This window comes from Bradyrhizobium sp. 87 (assembly GCF_023073015.1).
GTDB classification, from domain to species: domain Bacteria; phylum Pseudomonadota; class Alphaproteobacteria; order Rhizobiales; family Xanthobacteraceae; genus Bradyrhizobium; species Bradyrhizobium canariense_D.
This window is the reverse complement of the sequence record NZ_JADPIQ010000048.1, coordinates 788904-803797: the sequence shown is the minus strand read 5'-3', so window position 1 is coordinate 803797 and position 14894 is coordinate 788904. Positions and strand designations below refer to the sequence as shown.

At 63.7% G+C, this 14894-nt stretch carries 16 protein-coding genes; 10 read left to right on the top strand and 6 right to left on the bottom strand.

Features of this window, described 5'->3' with window-relative positions; translation table 11 throughout:
- Positions 1 to 4: 4 nt before the first annotated feature.
- A complete protein-coding gene (locus IVB50_RS13310; RefSeq protein ID WP_026233934.1) occupies positions 5 to 754 on the bottom strand; it encodes a DUF2470 domain-containing protein in 750 nt (249 codons plus the stop codon).
- Positions 755 to 996: 242 nt separating this feature from the next.
- Between IVB50_RS13310 and IVB50_RS13305 the strand changes: the two genes are divergently transcribed.
- The 5 genes from IVB50_RS13305 to IVB50_RS13285 all read left to right on the top strand — a co-directional run bounded on the left by IVB50_RS13305 (position 997) and on the right by IVB50_RS13285 (position 4990).
- Positions 997 to 1698, top strand: coding sequence for a response regulator transcription factor (locus tag IVB50_RS13305; RefSeq protein WP_007597749.1), 702 nt, complete (start codon positions 997 to 999; stop codon positions 1696 to 1698).
- A 116-nt stretch (positions 1699 to 1814) separates the two neighbouring features.
- Complete coding sequence (locus IVB50_RS13300; protein WP_018460056.1) at positions 1815 to 3620, top strand: sensor histidine kinase; 1806 nt, start codon at positions 1815 to 1817, stop codon at positions 3618 to 3620.
- Complete coding sequence (locus IVB50_RS13295; protein WP_018460057.1) at positions 3617 to 4141, top strand: HPr kinase/phosphatase C-terminal domain-containing protein; 525 nt, start codon at positions 3617 to 3619, stop codon at positions 4139 to 4141. The genes IVB50_RS13300 and IVB50_RS13295 overlap by 4 nt, the downstream gene beginning before the upstream one ends.
- 133 nt (positions 4142 to 4274) lie before the next feature.
- Positions 4275 to 4676: a PTS sugar transporter subunit IIA gene (locus IVB50_RS13290; protein WP_007597752.1), complete on the top strand. Its 402-nt coding sequence runs from the start codon at positions 4275 to 4277 to the stop codon at positions 4674 to 4676.
- Entirely contained in the window at positions 4673 to 4990 is a 318-nt protein-coding gene (locus IVB50_RS13285) for an HPr family phosphocarrier protein (protein ID WP_018460059.1), read from the top strand. Before IVB50_RS13290 ends, IVB50_RS13285 begins: the two co-directional genes overlap by 4 nt.
- Before the next feature lie 15 nt (positions 4991 to 5005).
- On the opposite strand, the gene IVB50_RS13280 is transcribed toward IVB50_RS13285, so the two are convergent.
- Positions 5006 to 6631, bottom strand: coding sequence for a glycosyltransferase family 39 protein (locus tag IVB50_RS13280; protein ID WP_026233935.1), 1626 nt, complete (start codon positions 6629 to 6631; stop codon positions 5006 to 5008).
- Between the two features lie 126 nt (positions 6632 to 6757).
- Between IVB50_RS13280 and lepA the strand changes: the two genes are divergently transcribed.
- Positions 6758 to 8569 (top strand): translation elongation factor 4, encoded by a 1812-nt coding sequence (gene lepA / locus IVB50_RS13275; protein ID WP_018460061.1) that lies wholly within the window; start codon positions 6758 to 6760, stop codon positions 8567 to 8569.
- Between the two features lie 268 nt (positions 8570 to 8837).
- On the opposite strand, the gene IVB50_RS13270 is transcribed toward lepA, so the two are convergent.
- On the bottom strand, positions 8838 to 9611 hold the full coding sequence (locus tag IVB50_RS13270; protein ID WP_018460062.1) for an SDR family NAD(P)-dependent oxidoreductase: 774 nt from the start codon (positions 9609 to 9611) through the stop codon (positions 8838 to 8840).
- Between the two features lie 181 nt (positions 9612 to 9792).
- Here IVB50_RS13270 and IVB50_RS13265 point away from each other — a divergent pair, with 181 nt between their 5' ends.
- A complete protein-coding gene (locus IVB50_RS13265) occupies positions 9793 to 10116 on the top strand; it encodes a response regulator (RefSeq protein WP_245288562.1) in 324 nt (107 codons plus the stop codon).
- 20 nt (positions 10117 to 10136) lie between these two features.
- On the opposite strand, the gene IVB50_RS13260 is transcribed toward IVB50_RS13265, so the two are convergent.
- A complete protein-coding gene (locus IVB50_RS13260; protein ID WP_085352004.1) occupies positions 10137 to 10346 on the bottom strand; it encodes a hypothetical protein in 210 nt (69 codons plus the stop codon).
- 14 nt (positions 10347 to 10360) lie between these two features.
- A complete protein-coding gene (locus IVB50_RS13255; protein ID WP_007604975.1) occupies positions 10361 to 10534 on the bottom strand; it encodes a hypothetical protein in 174 nt (57 codons plus the stop codon).
- A gap of 501 nt (positions 10535 to 11035) precedes the next feature.
- Here IVB50_RS13255 and IVB50_RS13250 point away from each other — a divergent pair.
- The 3 genes from IVB50_RS13250 (at position 11036) to IVB50_RS13245 (ending at position 13212) form a co-directional block, all read left to right on the top strand.
- Complete coding sequence (locus IVB50_RS13250) at positions 11036 to 11497, top strand: GNAT family N-acetyltransferase (RefSeq protein WP_018460065.1); 462 nt, start codon at positions 11036 to 11038, stop codon at positions 11495 to 11497.
- Between the two features lie 108 nt (positions 11498 to 11605).
- A complete protein-coding gene (locus tag IVB50_RS42270; RefSeq protein ID WP_253075158.1) occupies positions 11606 to 12103 on the top strand; it encodes an amidase family protein in 498 nt (165 codons plus the stop codon).
- Complete coding sequence (locus IVB50_RS13245; protein ID WP_253075226.1) at positions 12103 to 13212, top strand: amidase family protein; 1110 nt, start codon at positions 12103 to 12105, stop codon at positions 13210 to 13212. Before IVB50_RS42270 ends, IVB50_RS13245 begins: the two co-directional genes overlap by 1 nt.
- Positions 13213 to 13366: 154 nt before the next feature.
- On the opposite strand, the gene IVB50_RS13240 is transcribed toward IVB50_RS13245, so the two are convergent.
- Positions 13367 to 14746, bottom strand: a complete 1380-nt coding sequence (locus IVB50_RS13240; protein WP_051113073.1) for a TAXI family TRAP transporter solute-binding subunit — start codon at positions 14744 to 14746, stop codon at positions 13367 to 13369.
- Positions 14747 to 14894: the final 148 nt, after the last annotated feature.

Below are 14894 nucleotides of genomic sequence, written 5' to 3'. Positions count from 1 at the left end.
GCGTTCAATGTGTTGCGCTCTGGTTCATCCTGGTGCGCGCTTCGCCGGCGAGGCGAACCAGCATCTTGCGCAGCGCCGTGCCATCAGCCACCCGCTCCGGAAAATCCAGCCGCAAGACGGTCTGGCCGTCCTGCATGTCGAGGCCCTCCGGGTCGCAGCCGGTGCAGCGCCAGTCGCCCGCGGCAGCACCGAGCAGTTTTGTTGCATAGAGGCCCATGGCCTCGCGGTGGTCGGCATTCATGTGCTCCACCGCGCCCTCCTCCGCCGTCAGCAAGTCCTCGGCCCCCGTGAGGTCGGTCAGGAATTGCTCCGGCTTGAGGTCGACGATCCGGCCGAAGCCGGCGACCAGATGGGTTCCCGTAGGCCGGATCCGAAAGAAAGAGAAATCTTTAAAGGAAACAAAGGCTCCCGCTGAGGGATGAGCATTGAGATACCGTCGCCGGAGCAGATCCTTGTCGGCATCGGCCGGCTCGGCATGGCCGGACAGCATGATCCGGGCACCTTCCAGCGGATCGCCCGCCGCCCGCTCGTCCAGCATCAAGGACACCCGGCTGTCGGCCAGGATGTTCCTGGTGTGCACGGCCAATCCTGAGATCAGCAGGATCGGAGAGCCATCCGGATGGCTCGCCAGATTGACCAGGGAACAATAAGGATCGCCGCTGCCGGCCATCAATGTCGCCAAGGCCCCCTGCCGTGACCGCCGCAGCAGCGATTTGGCGAGCTTTCCGGGGTCGAAGTCGGGGGTCGGTTGCATCGGCTTTCTCGGGTCAGGTGGTTGCATGGAGGGCCTTTTTTCGGGTAAACCGGGGCCCGGTTATGGGTCGAGATGCGGCGAATCTGCCGTGTTTCGTGGAACTTGGTCACACTTCAGCCTAGCTTGCATTGCTCGGTGACAAGGTTCGAATGCCAACATCGGCACCCATGTATGCGGCGCATCAGTGGATTGCTCGCCGTTTTCAAGCCACGACCCAAACGGAAAGCAGAAAGCAGAGGCTCATGCCCACAATCGCTTTGGTCGACGACGACCGCAACATTCTCACATCCGTCTCGATCGCGCTGGAGGCCGAAGGCTATCGCATCATGACCTATACCGACGGCGCCTCAGCGCTCGACGGTTTCCGCACCACCCAGCCCGATCTTGCCATCCTCGACATCAAGATGCCGCGCATGGACGGCATGGAGACGTTGCGCCGGCTGCGGCAGAAATCCGACCTGCCGGTGATCTTCCTGACCTCGAAGGACGAAGAGATCGACGAGCTGTTCGGCCTCAAGATGGGCGCCGACGACTTCATCCGCAAACCGTTCTCGCAGCGCCTGCTGGTCGAGCGCGTCAAGGCGGTGCTGCGCCGTTCGGCGCCGAAGGACCCGACCGTCACGCCGAAGGAGAACGACGCCAAGGCGCTCGACCGCGGCCTGCTGCGCATGGATCCTGAACGGCACACCTGCACCTGGAAAAACGAGCCGGTGACGCTGACCGTCACCGAATTCCTGATCCTGCAGGCGCTCGCGACCCGGCCCGGCGTGGTGAAGAGCCGCAACGCGCTGATGGACGCCGCCTATGACGACCAGGTCTATGTCGACGACCGCACCATCGACAGCCACATCAAGCGGCTGCGCAAGAAGTTCAAGGTGGTCGACAACGAGTTCGAGATGATCGAGACGCTCTACGGCGTCGGCTACCGCTTCAAGGAAGCCTGAGGCGCACGCGCCTCCACGAAAGACCGAGAGCATCGCCGGTTCTGATTCCATCGGGACCGGGATGGCTCTAGGATGCGGGGACCTTCGCACGAGCTGTCCTAACGCGGGCGTGAGCATTGCTTGACCGAACGCAGCCTGACGAGAACCAGAACGCCGAGGACGTCACCGCCCACGGCGCTCCGGATCAATTGGCTGAGGACAAGCTGGCCGTGCGGGGCTGGCGTCCACTGAACTGGTTGAAGCGCGCCGGGCAGTTCTTCTTCGCGCTGTCCTTCTCGAGCCTGACCCGCCGCATCGTCTCGCTCAACCTCGCCGGCCTGGTCGCGCTGGTGGCGAGCATCCTCTATCTGTCGCAATTCCGCGCCGGCCTGATCGACGCGCGCGCGCAGAGCCTGCTGGTGCAGGCGGAGATCATCGCCGGCGCGATCGCGGCGTCCGCGACGGTGCAGACCAACGCCATCACCATCGACCCCGACCGGTTGCTCGACCTCAAGCCGGGCGAGACCTATGGCGGCTCGGACGAGTATTCCCCGCTGGATTTTCCGATCAATCCGGAGCGCGTGGCACCGGTGCTGCGCACGCTGATCTCGCCGACCAAGACGCGCGCCCGCATCTACGACCCGAACGGCAGCCTGCTGGTCGATAGCCGCAGCCTCGATACCGTGGTGCGCTTCCCCCTGCCGTCAGTGTCCGCCGAGAAGCCTGGCATGGTCGAACGCGGCATGGTCGCGGTCCGTACTTGGCTCAATCGCGGCGACCTGCCGCTCTATCGCGAGCTCGGCCCCGAGAACGGCAATGGCTATGCGGAGGTCGGCGACGCGCTCCAGGGCCAGAAGCGCTCGATGGTGCGGGTCAATGCGCGCGGCGAGGTGATCGTCTCTGTCGCGGTCCCCGTGCTGCGCTCGCGCGCCATCCATGGCGCGCTGATGCTGTCGACGCAGGGCGACGACATCGACCAGATGGTCACCGCCGAGCGCCTCGCCATCCTCAAAGTGGGCGGCGTCGCCGCCGCGGTCATGATCATGCTGTCGCTGCTGCTCGCCAGCACGATCGCAGGTCCGGTCCGCCGGCTCGCCGATAGCGCCGAGCTGATCCGCCGCCGGATCAGGACCCGCGTCGAAATTCCCGACTTCACCCGTCGTCGCGACGAGATCGGCCATCTCTCCGGTGCGCTGCGCGACATGACCAGTGCACTCTACAGCCGCATCGAAGCGATCGAGATGTTCGCCGCCGACGTCGCGCACGAATTGAAGAACCCGTTGACCTCGTTGCGCTCCGCGGTCGAGACGTTGCCGCTGGCGCGCAACGAGAACAGCCGCGCGCGCCTGCTCGAGGTGATCGAGCATGACGTCAAGCGGCTCGACCGGCTGATCTCGGACATCTCCGACGCCAGCCGTCTCGATGCAGAACTGCAGCGCCAGGATGCGATTCCGGTCGACCTGCGCCGCCTGCTGACGACGCTCGTCTCCGTCGCCAATGAAACCAAGCTCGGCCATGACGTCGCGGTCGAAATGCGTTTCGAGGGCCGCAGCCCGACCGACAATTTCGCCGTGACCGGCCACGATTCGCGACTCGGACAAGTGGTCTCCAACCTGCTCTCGAACGCACAGTCCTTCTCCGAGCCCGGCAACAAGGTGCGCCTCACCTGCCGCCGCGTACGCGGAGAGATCGAGATCGTGGTCGACGACGACGGCCCCGGAATCCGCGACGACGCGCTGGAGCGCATCTTCGAGCGCTTCTACACCGACCGCCCTCATCAGGGCTTTGGCCAGAACTCCGGCCTTGGCCTGTCGATCTCCAAGCAGATCGTCGACGCACATGGCGGACGCATCTGGGCGGAGAACCGCCTCGGCCCGGCGGACGAGGACGGCGCGCCCAGTGTTGTCGGCGCGCGTTTCGTGGTGAGGCTGCCGGCGCTATGAGCGACGGTGGCCCCAGCGTTCACGCCTCGGCGGTCAAGGTTGGAGATCTGGCGGTGCTGATCCGCGGGCCCTCGGGCTCCGGCAAGTCGCGCCTTGCCTTCGATTTGATCATGGCAGGACGCAGCGGCGTGCTCGAAACGGCCGTTCTGGTCGGTGATGACCGTGTCCATCTGGCGACAGTCGGCCGCGAAATTGAGGTCCGCCCCGCCCCGGTTCTGGCCGGCCTGATCGAGATCCGGGGGCTGGGAATCCGCCGCTGCGACTTTGTGGAGCATGCGACCGTCGGCCTCGTGGTCGATCTGGACGCCGCGGATGCGGAGCGGCTGCCGCCGGCCCAATCCCTGAAAACAGCCATTTTAGGTGTCGAAATACCACGAATCCCAGTCGGCCGCGACTATTTGCCCCTTCCTCTGGTTGTCGCGGCCTTGACCACTACCAAGAGTTCATCTCCCGTTAACCCTTCAGGCGATTGTTTGAAGGGAAATGGTAACCATATGAACCCCACACTCGCGACCGAATAGACCGGCGCAGCTCCCCTTATCCATCCGTCTAGATTCAGGGAGATACGCAACATCCCCTCTTGCGCGGGGGCTCTGGATGGTCAAAGTGGCGCGTTCGTGCGGTGCACCAAAAGCGCCCGCGAGGAGTTTTCCGATGATTGGTCTAGTACTTGTGACCCACGGGCGCCTTGCCGACGAATTCAAGGCAGCGCTTGAACATGTCATGGGCCCACAAAAGCAAATCGAAGCGATCACGATCGGCGCCGAAGATGATTCCGATCTCTGTCGAAGCGACATTATCGAGGCGGTTAACCGCGTCGATTCCGGCGACGGCGTCGCGATCCTCACCGACATGTTCGGCGGCACGCCGTCCAATTTGGCAATATCCTGCATGAGCCGGCCGAAGGTCGAAGTGCTCGCGGGCATCAACCTTCCCATGCTGGTGAAGCTCGCCAAGGTGCGCGAGGAGCGTCCGCTCCCCGACGCGATCGCGATGGCCCAGGAAGCCGGCCGCAAATACGTCACCATCGCCAGCCGCGTCCTCGCCGGCAAATGAGCGACGAGGCGCCGCAAGCCGGGACGGGCGTGCCCGCGGGCGCGATCTCCAAGGACCTCCTGATCATCAACAAGCGCGGCCTGCACGCGCGGGCCTCCGCCAAGTTCGTTCAGGCCGTCGAGCGTTTCAGCGCGCAGGTCTGGGTGACGCGCGGCGGCGAAACCGTCGGCGGCACCTCGATCATGGGCCTGATGATGCTCGCCGCCGGTCCCGGCACCACCATCACGGTCGCCGCGTCCGGCGATGATGCCGAGGCCGCGCTCGCGGCGATCACCGAACTCGTTGAAAGCAAATTCAACGAGGAAGGGATTTAGGCGGATTCGCTTCGATCAATTCCCCGGCGGCGCGATGTAGATGTTCCAGCTCATCGACGGACCGGCTTTGCCGTGAGTGAAACGGCGCGTCGTCATTACGATGCGCTCGGCCTTCGGCGCAACTTCGGACACCCATTTTTCGAACGCCGGCAGGCGACCATCGGCCGGGTCGAACACGCCGATGAAGCCGTATCGCTTGACGTCATCGGGCGAAATCAATCCGGACCCCCAGGCCTCGAGCGGCGTGAACGCGGCCGGATGATCCGGGCTGTAGAACACCATCGGCTGGATCGATTCCATGGTGCCGGCGACGACCGCCCAGTGCGAGGCGAAGCGCGCGTGCCAGGCCTGCGTCAGCTCGCGCGCGAGATCCGAGCGCGCGCCGTAAGTCGCCGTATTGCCGGCATTGGCCGCCATCTCGCGGGCGGCGATCCAGGGCGAGGCAATGAGCGTGGCAACGCTGAGCACGAGCCAGATCGCGACAATGTTGAACAGCGCAGCGCTCTGCACCCGCAACGCCGGGATCGCGACCAGCGCCAAGGGCACCAGGAAGAACAGCGAGATGCCCCAATCGGTCTTCATGTAGATGCTGAAGGCCAGCGCGCCGAGCGCGGGGCCGACCGCGACGATGATCTGGATGAGCCAGACGTTGCGCGCCTGCGAAAGGTTCACGCTGGAATTCGCGCCGCGCGCCCAGTCCCGCGTGACGATGCGCAAGGGCGCACGCAGGAGCAGCCTGAACCAAGGTGGCACCAGCGCCATCGCCAGCGCGGCCAGCGCCACCGGCAATGCCAGCAGCGCGACATTATGCAGGGCATAGCCGGTCACGAGCTGATGCACCTGGCCGCTGTCCTCGAGGCTGTAGGTATCGCCGGCATAGGTCAGCGGCACGAAATGCGCGTCCGCCAGCCACACGATGTGCGGGATCATCGCCACCACCATCGTCGCGATCGCAACCCACGGTGCCGGCGACGACAGGAATCTCATTCGCTCCGGATGGATCAGCGCGGCAAGCCCGATGGCGCCGATCATGGTCAGCACCCAGTATTTGGTCATCAGCGCCAGCGCGCCGGCAAGGCCGAGCAACACTCCGGACTGCCAGCTCCGCTTCTCGAACGCATTGAGATAAGCGAGCACGAGGAGCGGCAAGGTGACGAGCTGGAGCAGGTCGGGATTGTACTTGAAACCCTTGAAATTGAAGATCGGGTAGAGCGCGACCATCACCACGACCAGGAACGCGCGCCGCGCATCCACGACGCGCAGCGCGATGAGCCAGCAGATCACCATACCGGTGCCGACGGTCGCCATCGCCAGCGCATAGGTCGCCCAGTCCGTCGGCGGGAACACTGTGAACCAGAGGCCGGCGACCCAGCCCGACAGCGGCGGGTGCTTGCCATAGCCCCAGAGGAATTTCTGCCCCCAGCCCCAGGCTTCCGCGACGTCCATGTGAACGTCCTGCGCTGCCTTGAGATTGATCAGGATGAAGGTCCAGAGCACCGCATGCAGGATGGCGAGCTGGATCACCAGCCAGAGGCGCGCCTCGGGGCGGGTCGCGCTGGCAACCAGCCAGGCGCGAAAGCGGGCATAGCTCACCCGGGTCTTCGCGCGCGCTCGGGCAGACGGGATCGAGGTCGTCGTCATGGGCCTGGACATCAGGCGTTGCGTAGCGCGTTTCGGGCCTTCGTGGAATCAGCTTGGCGTGAACAAAGGCCCTGAAATTACAGCAATATGGTTGCCGCACGGGGGTGTGAGTGGTATCCCGCGCCCATGACGACCGTCCCCATTTCCAACATCCGCAATTTCTCCATCGTCGCCCATATCGACCATGGCAAATCGACGCTGGCCGACCGCCTGATCCAGATGACCGGCGGCCTCACCGACCGGGAAATGGCGGGCAAGGAGCAGGTGCTCGATTCCATGGATATCGAGCGCGAGCGCGGCATCACCATCAAGGCGCAGACAGTGCGCCTCGCCTACCGCGCCAAGGACGGCAAGGATTACATCTTCAACCTGATGGACACGCCCGGCCATGTCGACTTCGCCTACGAAGTGTCGCGGTCGCTGGCGGCCTGCGAGGGTTCCCTGCTGGTGGTCGACGCCAGCCAGGGCGTGGAGGCACAGACGCTCGCCAACGTCTACCACGCGCTCGATGCGGGGCATGAGATCGTTCCGGTCCTGAACAAGGTCGACCTTCCCGCCGCAGAGCCGGAGAAGGTCAAGCAGCAGATCGAGGACGTCATCGGCATCGACGCCTCCGAGTCCGTGATGATCTCGGCCAAGACCGGCCTCGGCGTGCCCGATGTGCTGGAAGCGATCGTCACCCGCCTGCCGCCGCCGAAGGGTGATCGCGAAGCGACGCTGAAGGCGTTGCTCGTCGACAGCTGGTACGACGTCTATCTCGGCGTGGTGGTGCTGATCCGCGTCGTCGACGGCGTCATGAAGAAGGGCAGCCGGGTCCGCATGATGGGCACGGGCGCGGCCTATGACATCGAGCGCGTCGGCTTCTTTACCCCGAAGATGACGCAGGTCGACGAGCTCGGCCCCGGCGAGATCGGCTTCATCACCGCCGCGATCAAGGAAGTGGCCGACACCCGTGTCGGCGATACCATCACCGACGACAAGAAGCCGGTCACCGAGATGCTGGCGGGCTTCAAGCCGGCCATTCCCGTGGTGTTCTGCGGCCTGTTCCCCGCCGACGCCGACGACTTCGAGACCTTGCGCGCGGCGATGGGCAAGCTGCGCCTCAACGATGCCAGCTTCTCCTACGAGATGGAGACCTCGGCCGCACTCGGCTTCGGCTTCCGCTGCGGCTTCCTCGGGCTGTTGCACCTGGAGATCATCCAGGAGCGTCTGTCGCGCGAATTCGATCTCAACCTGATCGCGACCGCGCCGAGCGTGATCTACAAGATGAGCCTGACCGACGGACAGGAAATCTCGATTCACAATCCCGTCGACATGCCTGATGTGGTCAAGATCGCGGAGATCCAGGAGCCCTGGATCGAGGCCACGATCCTCACCCCCGACGAATATCTCGGCAGCGTGCTGAAGCTGTGCCAGGACCGCCGCGGCTCGCAGAAGGAGCTGACCTATGTCGGCTCCCGCGCCATGGTGAAATACGATCTGCCGCTCAACGAGGTCGTGTTCGACTTCTACGACCGCCTGAAGTCGGTCTCCAAGGGCTACGCCTCGTTCGACTATCATCTCACCGACTACAAGCCGGCCGATCTGGTCAAGATGCAGATCCTGGTCAACAACGAGCCGGTCGACGCACTCTCGATGCTGGTGCATCGCACCCGCGCCGAGGGGCGCGGCCGCGCCATGGTTGAGAAGATGAAGGATTTGATCCCGCCGCACATGTTCCAGATCCCGATCCAGGCGGCGATCGGCGGCAAGGTGATCGCGCGAGAGACGGTGCGCGCGCTGCGCAAGGACGTCACCGCAAAGTGCTACGGCGGCGACATCACGCGTAAGCGCAAACTTCTGGAGAAGCAGAAGGAAGGCAAGAAGAAGATGCGGCAGTTCGGCAAGGTCGACATCCCGCAGGAAGCCTTCATCGCCGCGTTGAAGGTGGACAGCTGAGGCGACGGCTTTAGGCCGCCGCGAGCGCGGCGAGACAGGTCCGGTCCGCGCTTTTCGGGACCGAAAACAAAAAAACGCGAAAACAACCCCATGCACAGTAGCGAGGGGCTTGTTCGGATTGAACTTTTGATTTTCAGAATTTCGTTTGACTCGTCGGGCAAAACAGGGGCATGATGGCATCATGCAGCACGTGGCAATGCCGTGCGCATGAGAGGCAGCATCGGCCTCCCGACGCTTTGGGAAGATGTGGGCTTCAGGCGAATTGCTTCTACGCCGGTGGAAGCATCACTCCCGTCAACTCGCCCAGCCTGTCCAGAAGCCGCTCCTGAAAATCGGGATCAACTGCTTCGTGCGCCGGCTCTTGTTGCCGGAGGTCATGCCAGTAACGACCGCTGACCAGGGCGGCGGGATCATCGCTCACAGCGAGCCAGGTCTGCGTCCGTTGTCCGGTGGCCACGCCGACCGGCGCTCCGGCACCGCCCATTTTGGTGCGCGCCCAGCCGGGATCGACGGCGTTGCTCAGCACCTGCGGCCAACGCCGCGCCAAGGCAAAGGCCAGTGCGACCATGTGCAGTTTGCTCTCCGCGTACGCCTTGGCCGGATCCCAGGTTCGCCTCGTCCAGTCGAGATCGCTCAACGATCCCTCTCCGCCGCGATGTAGTCCGCTGCTGAGATACACCAGCCGATCGGGGCGCTTCATCAGGGCGGTGAGCAAATAGGGCGCGAGCGTGTTGATTGCCAGGGTGGTGGCGTGGCCTTCGGGCGTCGGGCCGCGGCTGCGCTCGGTATAGACCCCGGCGTTGTGGATGACCGCGTCCATTCGTCCGATTGCGTTGACCTGATCTGCCACGTGTCTCGTCTGGGCGGCGCTCTTGAGATCGCCGATCACGACCCGTGCGGAATGCGATTCAAGCTCGGAGATTGCGGTCGCACGTTCCGCTGATCGTGCGTGCAGGACGACCTGGTGGCCCTGTTCGAGCAGAGACTGGGCAGCTGCGCGGCCCAGACCGTCCGTGCTGCCGGTGATGAAGACGATTGCCATTGCCGCTCCTGTTCGACCCCCGCTTCGGCGCCTGCGTCGAAACCTCAAGGAGAATGCAACATGTTCGACTGATCATGCCGTGGCGCAAGGAGCGCCGAACGAAGACATCACAACCGAACAATCTTCCGGGATGCGCATTAACATCCGATAAGTTGGGAATGACCGCATGTCGAATTTCGTCATGCTGCTGGTCGAGGACGACTCACTCCAGCGCGAAGTTCTGTCCGACCTTCTCAAGGACGAAGGGTTCGAAGTCGTCGAGTGCGCCACTGCGGAAGCCGCGGAGCTTATCGTGGCCTCGACGGGCACGGAGCTGCGGGCGCTCATCACCGATCACAACCTCGCAGGGAGAATGACCGGGCTTGAGCTCGCAGAATACGCTCGCAGTGCTCATCCGGGGCTCAACATCGTGCTGATGTCCGGGACGGTGATGGCGCCGCTGCCGCCCAACACGACCTTTTTGCGCAAGCCGTTTGCGCCCGCCCATTTGCTGGCGGCCGTGTAGAACCAGGATGCTCTCGAAGGTCATCCGCCCGAATTTTCTGCGCCGACGGTGTTCTCGCTCTCCGGCACCGTTAGCCGGACGGAATGACCCTGCCGCATGGCGAGCGATGCCGCGGCCACAGCCGCCTCGAAAGCGGCTTCCTTGGTCTGGTAAGTGTTCCGGATTTCGCCATCGTGGTCGACGTGCCAGGCACCGTCCCTGCCAACAATATCATAGGCTGCGAGGCCCATAGTCTATCCCTCCTTCATGCGTCCGGTGTTGCCTTGGACGCCTGGGTGCTGCTCACCGGGTCCGACGCCGGGAAACTGTCCTTCAAGCCCTTGTCCAGCTCGTCGTCCCTGGCCTTGTCGCGTCGGATGCCACGCTTGAGATCTTCCGCGTTCTTGTCCGGCGGTGCCGGATCGAATTTCTCGGTCATGCAAGTGTCCTTTCGCTACCTCAAACGCCTTGAGCTCCTGACCGTTCCTTCAGAGGAACCAACGCTGTCCGGTTTGGTGTTGAATGGAAAACCAGAGGGCGCCCGCAGCGCGGGTCTCTTTCATTCAGGTTGCGCCTCCAGCTATAATGCATCCTGAGATAGTATACGCATCGTTCCATCAGGAGAATGCAATGAAAGCGTCGGTTCTTGCGTTAGGGGGCTTGCTGATTTTGTCGATCACATCAGCGAACGCAGCACCCAAAGCCACTGTCGCCCCGACCACGGCGGCCAGTTCGGTCGCATGTTCCACCTCGGGTGGCGGCTTTGGGAGCTATCCGTCAGGCTGCCGAAACGGAGCTAACTTCAAGACCTACAATGAATGCAAGGAATCAGGCGTCAAGCGCGGCTGGAGACACGAAGACATGGCGTGGTACTGCAGCGGTCTGGGACTGCAATAGCGAGCGGTCTTTGTGCTTTTCACGCCGCGAACTGGAGTGGCCCATGGAATGCACAATCCGTCCTGCACTTGAAGATGACGCCGCTCATATCAGCGCGGTCATCGTGCGTGCACTGCGGGAAACCAACGCGAAGGATTATCCGAACGAGGTCATCGAAAGGATCGTGCGCGGCTTCAGTCCGGACGCTGTGCGGCAGCTCATTGGGCAACGCACCGTTTTTGTCGCTACCATCCGCAGCCGCATCGTCGGGACCGCGAGCCTCGACGGGTCCGTCGTCCGCACTGTCTTCGTCGCTCCACACGTTCAGGCCCGCGGCATCGGCAAGCTGCTGATGGCCGAGATCGAGCGTACCGCACGCGAGCGCAACATCCCTTCGCTGACCCTTTCTTCCTCAATCACCGCTGAAACCTTCTACGCCGGCCTTGGATTCAGGGCGGCGCGCGACAGCTATCATGGTGACGAACGCACGATCGTCATGGAGCGATTGCTCGATGGCAGTTCGTAAGATGGGCTTGGCGCTTGCGAAACCCATCGCCCCTCATTGATCCTCCCCGCCAAATCCGCCACGATAGTGCCTCTCGCACTCGCGATGGAATGGAGCAAGGAAAGGCAAATGTCCGAGCTTCCTAGAGCTGGCCTGACTGAGCCGCCGGCGTCGACCATGCAGATGCTCGCGCACGCGCCCATGAGCGACGTCATCGATGCCTTGGCCGGCAGACGGATCACCGCGAGAGCGCTGGCGGAATTCTATCTCGCGCGCATCGCGGCCTATGACCGCGACGGGCCTAAGCTCAACTCGGTCCGTGCACTCAATCCCGATGCGCTCGCCGGCACGAGGCCGTCGGCCCAGCGGCCGCTGGCGGGCGTCCCTATCCTACTCAAGGACAATATCGCGACCGGAGACGAACAGCCGACCACGGCGGGCTCGCTGGCGCTGGAGGGCGCGCGCGCCAGGGATGATGCCACCATCGTCAAGCTGCTGCGGAGCGCCGGCGCGGTGATCCTGGGCAAGGCGAACCTGACGGAGTTCGCCAACATGCTCGCGATCGACATGCCCTCGGGCTATTCATCGCTGGGCGGGCAGGTAAGAACCCCTACGCACCAGGGCTGATGGACGAGCACGGCATCCCGGTTCTGACCCCAGGGGGCTCAAGCTCGGGTTCGGCGGTCGCGGTGGCGGCCGGACTGTGCGCGGCCTCGATCGGTACCGAAACCTCGGGCTCGCTGCTGCACCCCGCCAGCCTGAACGGCCTCGTCACCGTGAAACCGAGCGTCGGGCTGATCAGCCGCGCCGGCATCCTGCCGCTTGCGCACAGCCAGGACACCGCCGGTCCGATGACGCGCACGGTGCGCGATGCCGCGATGTTGCTGAATGTGCTGGCTGCCAAGGACCCGCTCGACCCAGCGACGCAAGAGCAGCGGCGGCCGGCCGACTACACCGCCGGCCTCGTCGCCGACGCGATGAAGGGCGCGCGCATCGGCGTGCCGAGCGACCCCGCTGACCCGCTGAACGATTGCTATTACGGCAAGCTGCCGGCGAAGTCGGCCAAGCTGATGGCTGAGGTGATCAAGGTGCTGGAGGATCTCGGCGCCGTCATCGTGCGCGCCAGCATGCCCACACTTGGCTGGATCGGTGGGCCGGGCACGACCATGGCTGTGCTCAACCGCAATCCGCTCAGCGCCCACAAAGGCACGGTCGCAAGGCCGCCGGTCGTCTTTCTGTACGAGCTGAAGCACGATCTCAATCTCTACCTGAGGGATTGGGCGACCAACACTGACATCAAGACCATGGCCGACATCGTGGCCTTCAACGCAGCAAACGCCGACAATGCGCTGCGTTTCGGACAGGACCACTTCCTCGCCGCTGACTTGACCAGGGGCGATCTGAGCGAGCCCGAGTACAAGTCCGCACGTGCCATGGACCTGCTCTCCGCCAGGACGCGCGGCATGGACGCCTATATGAACCAGCACGAGCTCGACGCGGTGCTATTCCCCGGCGCCTATGGCGCCGCAATCGCCGCCAAGGCAGGTTATCCCAGCGTCATGGTGCCCGGCGGATTCGTCTCGGGGACAGACGACGGCAAAGACACGCCCGACTATCCGCTCGGCGTCACTTTCGCAGGGCGCGCCTGGAGCGAGCACAAGCTGCTGCGTCTGGCGTATGCCTTCGAGCAAGCAGCCAACGCACGCAGGCCGCCGTCGGGTCTGCCCGAGCTGTGATGTCGCCCGTGTCAGCGCGAGCTGGCGAGACCGACGCTAGGACCAGCTTGATCCTCCCCGCCGGATAGACCACGATTGCCTCCTTACCGCTCACACCAAGAATGGGCGAGGAAACGCGCATGAACGCAACTTCCGGATACCAAAGCCGGTATCGCTACCGCCGCGCGGCGAGCACGTTCGAAGGAGGGGTTTGCAACGCTGCGCGCCTCTCGCTGAGCGCATGATCGAACAGTTCGAGCACCAGGCCGAAGGCTGCCAGCTCCTCTTCCTCGATGGCGCCGTCATCGTAGCAGCCAAGTGTTTCGACGATGATGGCGTCGACCTCCTGCTGCATGGCCAATAGCTCGTGGTCGAATTCCGCGGTGCGCACCTTGGAAACCAGCGCCAGAATTCTGTTGCGATGGCCAGTGTTCTCGTCGCGTTCATCCCGATTCAGATATTGACGCAGCCAGGCGCCGGCCGAGCCAATGCCGGAGAGAAGCAGGAGCGCAAACCAGAAGTAGTCGCCATATCTGTCGAGGAAGGTGCGCTCGGTCCCGTCGATCACGGCCGCCGCTCCCCGATGAACCGGCAGCTCGGCTTCCTTCTCGGTGTCCGGCTTGGTGATTTGCGCAGCGCCAGGCACCTGCCTGGCAATCGCCTGCCGGAGGGCAAATTGCTGGCGGTAAAACGCTGACACTGTCGTTTCGGACAAGGCTTTCCGGGCGACGATCAAATGGCTGACACTGACGGTCTCCACCTTGTCATCGGGCCAGGCTGGATTCGCATTGAAAATGCTTGGCGGAATTTCCTCCGATTCATAACGCGGATGCTTCAGGGCGATGGCTTCCGATGCGTCGATCGCGAGAAATTTCGGCTCGCCACGCGCCCGGGCGGTCGCGGCGACGGCGTCGGCAGTTATCTTGCTGTCGAGCGGACCGACAGCCATGAAGGCGTCGAGGCTCGGGTCACGCGCCAGCTCCTCGAGCTGGCCAGTGCCGAATTGAGTGACCGTGACCTTGTCCGGCTCCACACCGGCGGCGCTCAGGATGACTCTCAGCAACGCGGCGTTCGCCGGGGTCGCGCCGATCACCCCCACCCTGCGCCCTGCGAGATCGGCGACCTCCTTGATTTTGGGCGCCGGCTTTCGCTTGGAGCCCTTGCCCGCCGGTCCCGAAGAAGACCACAGCACGACGAAGTTCTTGCGCAAGATGACGACTGTTTGCGCGTCGGCCGGCATTTCCAGATCGCCGCGACCGACCGCAAGGTCGGCCTTGCCGGCACCGAGCAGAGCGAGAGCTTCGGCCGCTCCGGCGGTCGCGATCGGAGACAACCTCACCGTCCTGCTTTCGTTGGCAAAGGCCTCGGTCATCGCCTCGATCACCTTGTGATCGTTGCTTCCCGGCGGTCCGACGGCAATCCGAAGCGTTATCGGCCGCAGCGCGTAATACAACGTGCCCGCAGCGGCACCGAAAACGAGAAATCCGATGGCTAAAATCAGCAATAGGGTCTTCGTCTGTCTCCGCCCTCTGCGGGCTGCGTCACTGCGTTTCATCGGAGCATCAGACGAGGACATTTGCCGCTGCCGGTTGGAGGCCAAAATCGCTGCCTGTTTCGGAACAGTATCATGCTCTTCTGGAAAACGATAATGTCGGAGCAGCCCCAATAGTTTCTTGGCCCGGCGTGAGCCTTTCGAGCTTGCG